Annotated in this window: 5 protein-coding genes; all 5 read right to left on the bottom strand. The window is 36.9% G+C overall.

The features are described from left to right. Positions 1-2,137, bottom strand: a 2,137-nt coding sequence (locus tag QVA17_RS08370) for a glycoside hydrolase family 95 protein (RefSeq protein WP_287387847.1), incomplete at its 3' end; no start/stop codon positions are given. A 392-nt stretch (positions 2,138-2,529) separates the two neighbouring features. Next, a complete protein-coding gene (locus tag QVA17_RS08365; RefSeq protein ID WP_287387844.1) occupies positions 2,530-3,318 on the bottom strand; it encodes a hypothetical protein in 789 nt (262 codons plus the stop codon). A gap of 596 nt (positions 3,319-3,914) precedes the next feature. After that, on the bottom strand, positions 3,915-4,415 hold the full coding sequence (locus tag QVA17_RS08360; protein WP_287387841.1) for a GNAT family N-acetyltransferase: 501 nt from the start codon (positions 4,413-4,415) through the stop codon (positions 3,915-3,917). Between the two features lie 123 nt (positions 4,416-4,538). Continuing rightward, entirely contained in the window at positions 4,539-5,780 is a 1,242-nt protein-coding gene (locus tag QVA17_RS08355) for an L-lactate MFS transporter (protein WP_287387839.1), read from the bottom strand. Positions 5,781-5,930: 150 nt separating this feature from the next. Beyond that, positions 5,931-7,877 (bottom strand): oxidoreductase, encoded by a 1,947-nt coding sequence (locus QVA17_RS08350; RefSeq protein WP_287387837.1) that lies wholly within the window; start codon positions 7,875-7,877, stop codon positions 5,931-5,933. Positions 7,878-7,999: the final 122 nt, after the last annotated feature.

Raw genomic sequence — 7,999 nt, 5'->3', positions numbered from 1 at the left:
CCTCTTTCCATGCCTTTGGAAGTGCTGGCAAAATGTTTATAAAGCCTTCATGACTTTGTAGTAACATTTCTGAAATTCCTGCAATACTGCCAAAATTTCCATCAATCTGAAATGGTGGATGATTGTCTAAAAGGTTTGTAAGAGTGGATTTTTCAAGTAGAGCAACAATGTTTTCCCAAGCCTTATCACCATCAAGAAGTCTTGCCCACATGCAGATTATCCATGCCCTACTCCAACCTGTATAACCACCGCCATTGGCAAGTCTTCGCTCTAGGGTATTTCTTGCAGCCGTAAAAATTTCCGACTTATCTGGCATTTTCTGGGCTTGCATTGTCTGACCTGCCTTATCTAGCTTTACTTGGGTTTGAGCTGCTTTTGATTTTATCTGGCTTCCAGGATATAGAGCAAAGAGGTGGGAAATATGTCTATGACCTAAATCTATCTCCTCATAATCTCTTATCCACTCTTTAATCAGTCCATTTTCTACAACTATTGGACAAAGCTTTTCCACAAAATCCTGATATTTTTTAATTTCTTTCCCCAAAGCTTTCTCACATATACACAAATCTTTCATTAACTCATATGTAATCTGAGCATCCATAGCAGCACAATTAGTTAAGGTTCCCTTTTTCTTATCCTTTGTTAAATACTTATTTTCCGGAGAAACTGAAGGACTAACAAAATAAAAACCATCCTTATTTTTCTGCATCGTTTCCATAAGGAATTGCGCTGCCTCTTCCATAATGACCACATTTTCTCTTAAAAAATCAAGATCTTTAGTAAAGAAATAATGCTCGGCAATATGTAAACTTAGCCAAGCCGCTCCCATCTGCCAATAGGTAGATGCAGCATAAGTGTCTTGTGGCGCACAATCTCCCCATAGATCTGTATTATGATGTGCCACAAAACCATCAGCATTATACATTTCCTTAGCCACTTCCTTTCCCTTCGGAAGCATCCTAAATAAATGATCAAAAAGAGGCTTGTGTAAATCAGATAAATTAAGGCTTTCCGCCGGCCAATAATTCATCTGGGTATTAATATTTATGGTAAATTTACTATCCCATGCAGGTAAAAAATCCTTATTCCATATTCCCTGCAAATTAGCTGGCAAACTGCCCTCTCTTGAAGAACTAAGAAGTAAGTATCTGCCAAATGTAAAATAAGTATTTATTAGGCCTAAATCATCCTTTTTTTCCACAAATCTTTTTAAACGTAAATTAGTAGGCATATTTTCTAATTCATCTTTAGAAGTTGTATCGCTCTTTAATTCTAAGTAGCAACGCTTCATATATTGGTTAAAATCAGACATATGCTCTTTCTTTAAGATTTCATAATCCACCTTGCTAGCCTTATCAACCCATTCTAGAGCCTTAGCCTTTGGATCTTCATATCTATAACTTGTGGCTGCTGCTAAATAAAGCTTAAATTTTCCACCTGTTTTAATTAAAGAATTTCTTGCACAAACTTCCTCTCCAAGCACTCTACAAACTGCCACATAACTAACTCCACCATCTCCTGTTTGACCAGATAAGGCGATAGTGTTGTTGTCGATTTTTTCCAATTTGCTTAAATATCTATCCCTGCGCATTAGGATTCTAGAAGGCTCACCCTCAAAATCCATAACCAGCACTCGACTAGGATTAGATATGAAAATTTCTCGTTTATATTTACGATTATCATGTCCATTATATTCAACTTTCATAATTCCATAATCAAGATCTAGCTCTCGTTTATAGTTATGATTTTCTATTTCCATCTTGGACATATCCTTATCATTAAGCCATCGCATTCCGTGCAAACTCTGCAATTCATAGGCACTTTCTTGCTGAATTAATAAGTCACATAAGGGTTCATAATGACACTGTGAATCAGGACAGGCTGCAAAGGTTTCATCTGCTAGTATCTGCGCCTCTTCTAGCTTATCCTCTTCTAATAATTTTCTAATTTTAGGAATAGATTCCCTAGCATCGGGATTTACACGATTCTTAAATCCTCCATACCATAAGCTATCCTCGTTTAAACTTAAACGTTCAATTCCTGTTCCCCCAAAAACCATGGCCCCTAAAAAGCCATTTCCTAAAGGTAATGCCTCATTCCAATTTTTTGCTGCTTCCTCATAAAATAAAGATTTCATCTTATCCTCCCCAATAAGAATCTTGTGAGAATTTCCTGAGAATCTCGTAAGAATCTCATTAAATAAAGTATATAGTTAAATCTTATATAGTATGTGAAATAAATGCAAGGTAATTAAATAGAAGTTCAGGGATAGAACTTGCTTATTTCGGGAAATGTAGGACTAACGGCTTAAAATATCTTCATTGGGTCAACGAATTTCAAACAGCACAGAGAAATTTTAATCCGTTTTCCTACTTTTTTATCGATACGTATGATTCTCATTTTTTAGATTCTAATTATGCTTGTTTTGATAATCCATATTTGTAATTTTTCATTCAAAAGTCCTACAAGTAAATTTTTTACAAAAATCAATATTAGATTTCATTGACCTAATACATCAAAAAACTATCCTTAGGTCATTACTTCTTTTAGCATTTTCCTAATTCGACTTATATTAAAAGGCTGCAAGTTAGTTTCAAAGCTAAATATCAGATTCTTCCCAAGATAAATATCGTTTTTCTGGTATTCATCAATCTTTTTCAAACTTGCCTTTAAATACTCCCTGTCATCTAATAAGCCAAAATGCTCGTAATAAACCTCTTTTCTTGTATTCTTGTTATAAAGAGTAAAATCTGGATATCTTGTTTCTCCATTTTTTAAACGCAAAGCCTTCTCATAATGATAAGGAATTCCAAGGTCATACAATGTATCTGCAATTAATGCCTCTGATTTGGAACGTACCTTCTCACCGCGTTTTGTGTCATATACTTTATTCTCTTCTAAATAATCCGTTGTCTGGATTCTTTTATTTTGCCATTTAATAGCACTTAATTCTTTGTCTAAAATATAGGGATTTACTAGAGTTTTTCGAACTTCAGATAAGTTATCATAGATCAAATTTAGATTGTTTGTCTCTAACTTTTTCTTTACCTTTTCAAGGTAATCGATTTCTTTATAACAGTTCTTTACAAAATCTGATTGGTATCTTTTCTGAGCAAGATTTTTTGCAATTTTGATTTCACTTTTCTTTAGGTATATTCCACCCGATTTGTCTTTGACTTGATAAAAACGAGGTCTGTTATTATTAAAAGATACTCTTAAATAGCCTTTTTCGAAGCGGTCATTATCCTTCAAGGCTTGATTTAGAGCACTCTTATCAACAGCAATTCGCTTTTCAAGCATAGCTATCAACTTTTCCATATTTTCTCCTGTGTATAATTTAATGTTTCTTGGGAATTGGGCTTGTCTCGCCCTAGATTTAAGATGGTTTGTTAAGAATATAAAGCAAGGAATTGCTTTCATTTAGTTCAAACCTTCAGTAGTATATCATGTAGGAATTGTTTTGTCATTAACAATATATTTAACTATCTGCTTATGTTAAATTTCTTGGATTTGAACGCTACATATATTGATTCTTTGGAATATAGGGGACTATCCTTATTTTAAAAATTGACCCAGGCATATTTTTATTATTACCTAGGTCAATCGAATTTAATTTTTCAACTATTAATTTTAATCCTTCCCACTAGTTTTTCTTGAATAAGGATTAAATCTCATTTTTTAAGATCTCAATTTTAAAAATTTGTTGACCTAATCCCGAAATTTTTGTCGAAAAGGATTATCTCTTAAAAATATTTAAGTTGTAGACTTGCATATTATTGACCTAACAAGCTTTTTTTACTTCGCTAGGTCAATTCGCGCCCGGAGAAGCAATGAATCAGCCGACTTATGCGCTAGAGCCACACGGCGCAGCAATATTTCTCATCCAGACGCCGCACTAATTCTGCCACTCAAACTTACGCAAGCTTCTCAAATGCGATTCTTGGCATATCATCACTTTCTACATAAACTGTTCCTGTGTGCTTAAAACCTAACTTACTAAGGAGATTCTGCATTACTTTGTTATCACCATGAGTATCGATTCTTACGTGACCTGATTTCTCGAAAGCCCAATTTAAGCAAAATGTACCAATGCCTCTTTCTGAACCATCCACTGCAAGTCTATGAACTACTGCATATGGACTATCTTCAAGCCATGTTCCATCAGTGATATCACCGTAAGTTGGATCAACGTCCTTACCATAATTATAGAAGAATACGCCGATTACTTCGTCTTTGTCGTTTAGGCAAACAAAGCTTTTCTCTCTTTTAATATCCTCAACAATTAAATCTCTTGGTGGCCACTGTGTTGGTCCCCACTGAGTTGGATTTCCGTGCTCTGCCATGAATTTTCTTGCATAGGCATAAATGTCCATAATGCGATCTAAATCAGTTATTACTGCATTTCTAATTTTCATAATTAAAATTTCCTTTCCAATATCTTCCTTCCAAATATAAATAAATGTTTTGTCAAGAGATATTGTAACAGACCTAGATGCATTTTCAAGAGAAAGATTAATCTCTACTTATTCTACTTATCACTACTTATTCTTCTTAGCAACAAGTCTATAAATAAATGTAAATACAATACCTACACATGAGAAGATGATTGCATACATGAAGGCATCCTGATATGCGCCTGTTTTTGCAAATGTTGTTCCCATAATCTGTGGACCAAAGTAACCTGCAATTGCAAAGCCAATAAACATAATACCGTAGTTTACTGAGTTATTTTTAGGACCAAACTGGTCTGCTGTAAAGCCTGGGTATACACCCATGAAAGCGCCATAGCTGATACCAACGATTGAAAGGCCGATGTAGAATAGAATAACTGTGCCCATTCCTGAGAAGTAAAGGCATAAAAGGCCAATTACTGCAAGGATGCAAGCAAGGAATAATGTGTTAATTCTACCAATCTTGTCTGAAACGAAACCAGCCACAATTCTACCTAAAGCATTAAATAAAGCTAATACTGAAACTGCTAAGCTCGCTGCTACTGCTGATAAACCTACCATGTGCTGGGCAACTGATGAAGCCTGTGATGTGATCATCATACCTGTAAAGGCGCCACATGTAAGAAGTAAAAGCATTACGTAGAATGTAGGTGTCTTTAACATTTCCTTCCAGTTCATGTTCTGCTTAACTGCTGCAGTTTTCTTTGGTGTGAAACCTGCTGGTGTATAATCATCAGGACACTTCTCAAGGAAGATTACAGAAACTGCAATAAGTACCATAAATACAACACCTACGATTTTGAAGGCTGTTGTTGCATTTGTCTTAGAAACAATTACTGTAACGATTGGAGGGAGAATTACTGAACTTAAGCCGTAAACAGCAGTTGTGATACCACCAACTAAACCTCTCTTATCTGGGAAGAACTTAACGCAAGTAGAAATTGTGCTACCGTAAGCCATTCCAAGACCGAGACCACCAATGAGGCCGTAAGTTAGGATAAGTCCGTTAACGCTAGTTGTAAAACCTGATAAAAACATACCTAAGCCCCACATGATACCGCCAATTAAAATGACTTTTCTTGGTCCAAACTTATCATTAAACCAACCACCTGAAATCATTGTGATTGGGCCAACTGAGTTAGCAATTGTATAAACGATTGCAAGGTCTGCGGAAGTCACTGTTTTTCCAAGAGTATTTGTAAAATAGTCTGCCATACCAGCAGAGAACACGCTCCACACATAAATAGAGCCTAAACAAAGATTAATAAAACATCCTGCAATTAGGACAATCCATCTTCTTTTATCTAAATCTTTAATTCCTAAATTCATATTTTTATTCCTCAATTTTTTTATATTATTTTGCTAGGTGCGGTCGCCTTGGGAATGACGACCTATCTTTAGTGATTATATTTCCGGGCTTTTTGCATTTTCAAAAGTACTTATCTTTATGAAAATGTAAAAGCACCGGTTAGTTACATCTTAGATATCAAGTGCTGCGTGGTAGCCCCAATATACTGCGTTTGTAATTGTTGAAACCTTAGCGGCATCACCGATTACTCTAACGAATGGAGCGCAATCTCTTAATTCTTCAACTACGTTTGTTCTTGAACGCTGGCCAAGGGCACAGATTACGCTTGAACCCTTAACAAATACTGCCTTGCCATCTTTGTCTTCACACTCAACACCTTCAGCTGTTACCTTGACTGCCTTAAGTCCTGTATGTACATCCACATATTTATCAATCTGCTGTAAGAGTAATGGACGATGTCTTACATTAGCATCCGGTGCTAAGCTATCTCTCATTTCTACGATTGATACCTTCTTACCTTCCTGACCTAAGTGAATTGCACATTCAGAACCTGCAAGGCCGCCACCAAGGATTACAACTTCGTCGCCAACTTTATCCTTTTCCTTGTAGTAGTTGTTAACGATGACTACATTTTCACCATCAAGACCTGGGATAGGAGGTATGAGTGGCGTTGAGCCAACAGCGATAATTATTGCGTCTGCATTTTCAGCAAGGGCATATTCCTTAGTAACCTCAGTATTTAAGCGGATTTTAACGCCAGCCTCACGAGCTAATTTCTCGTAAGTGCCTGTAAGCTGGTACATTTCGTATTTGAAAGAAATTGCCTGCTCACTCTTTAAAATACCGCCAAGTTCAGATTCCTTCTCGCAAAGGATAACCTCATGGCCACGTCTAGCTGCTGTATAAGCTGCATAAAGTCCACCAGGACCGCCGCCTGCAACTAATACCTTCTTCTTAACTGGAGCTGGTGAAATTTCATCACCTTCGATTTCACGACCAATAATTGGATTTACTGTACAACGTCTTGTGGATGTAGCTGCACGCTCAGCCATACAAGTAAAGCAACGAAGGCAACGAACGATTTCGTCATTGCGATTTTGCATAATCTTTTCTGGAAGGTATGGATCTGCAAGGAGAGCACGTCCCATGTAGACAATATCAGCCTTTCCAGAGGCAATAATCTCTTCCATCTGTGCTGGGTCATTAAGACCACCAAGAGTGGCAACAGGCACAGATACGTGCTTCTTAATCTCTGCGGCAAGGTAAACATTTCTACCATGCTCCTCAAACATTGAAGGATGTGTAATTCCAAATGTTCTCTGGTAAGTACCGGCAGAAACATGGATAATGTCTACGTAAGACTCTAATTCCTTAGCGATTTCAACGCCTTCCTCAAGGCCGTAACCGCCATCAAAGAACTCAGAACCTGACATTCTAAATTCGATTGGGAAACGAGGGCCTACTGCATTTCTTACTGAAGTAAGGACTTCCTTTGCAAATCTGCATCTATTTTCTAAGCTTCCACCGTACTCATCAGTTCTCTTGTTAAAGAAAGGTGATAAGAACTGGTTTATAAGCCAACCGTGACCACCATGGATCATAAGCATTTCAAAACCGGCACGCTTAGCCATTGCTGCAACATCACCGTAAGACTTAACGATGTCATCTATCATGTCCTTAGTTAAGGCCTTAACTTCTACGCCGTCAGGACGAACTGTATCAGATGGTCCCCACTGATTCATGCTCTTTTGCTTTGACTTATCTGTCATGTAAGTTCCTGCATACATTCCTGAATGTGAAAGCTCTAAGGAAGCAATTGCACCATGTCTTCTAATTGCATCTGCTGTGTATGTAGCACAAGCAAGGGAATTTAAGATTGAAGGATCAAGGTGATATGCATGACTTCCGTCAGTTTTTGGATGAACCATAAGCTCTGAAACTGTTACAGCACCAGCGCCGCCCTTTCCTCTAAGCTCATAAAAGGCTGTAGACTTAGGTCCGATACAACCATCATTTGTAATGTCAGTTCCGCCCATTGGTGCAGAAAACATTCTGTTCTTAAAAGTTACGCCAGCCACTGTAATTGGACTTGATAAATGTGGATACTTTCTTTCCATCTGTTTTTCTCCTTTTGAAAATGTATTTTTTTATTTACTATTTCTTTAACCGCAAATTATCTGCTAATTTAAGGGATTGATAATTATTTAACATTTGCTTGTTATAATTTTAACACTCCTTA

Source organism: Lachnospira sp., from assembly GCF_016290755.1.
Taxonomy (GTDB): domain Bacteria; phylum Bacillota; class Clostridia; order Lachnospirales; family Lachnospiraceae; genus Lachnospira; species Lachnospira multipara.
The sequence above is the reverse complement of the archived record's forward strand: the minus strand, read 5'-3'. Positions and strand labels throughout refer to the sequence as shown.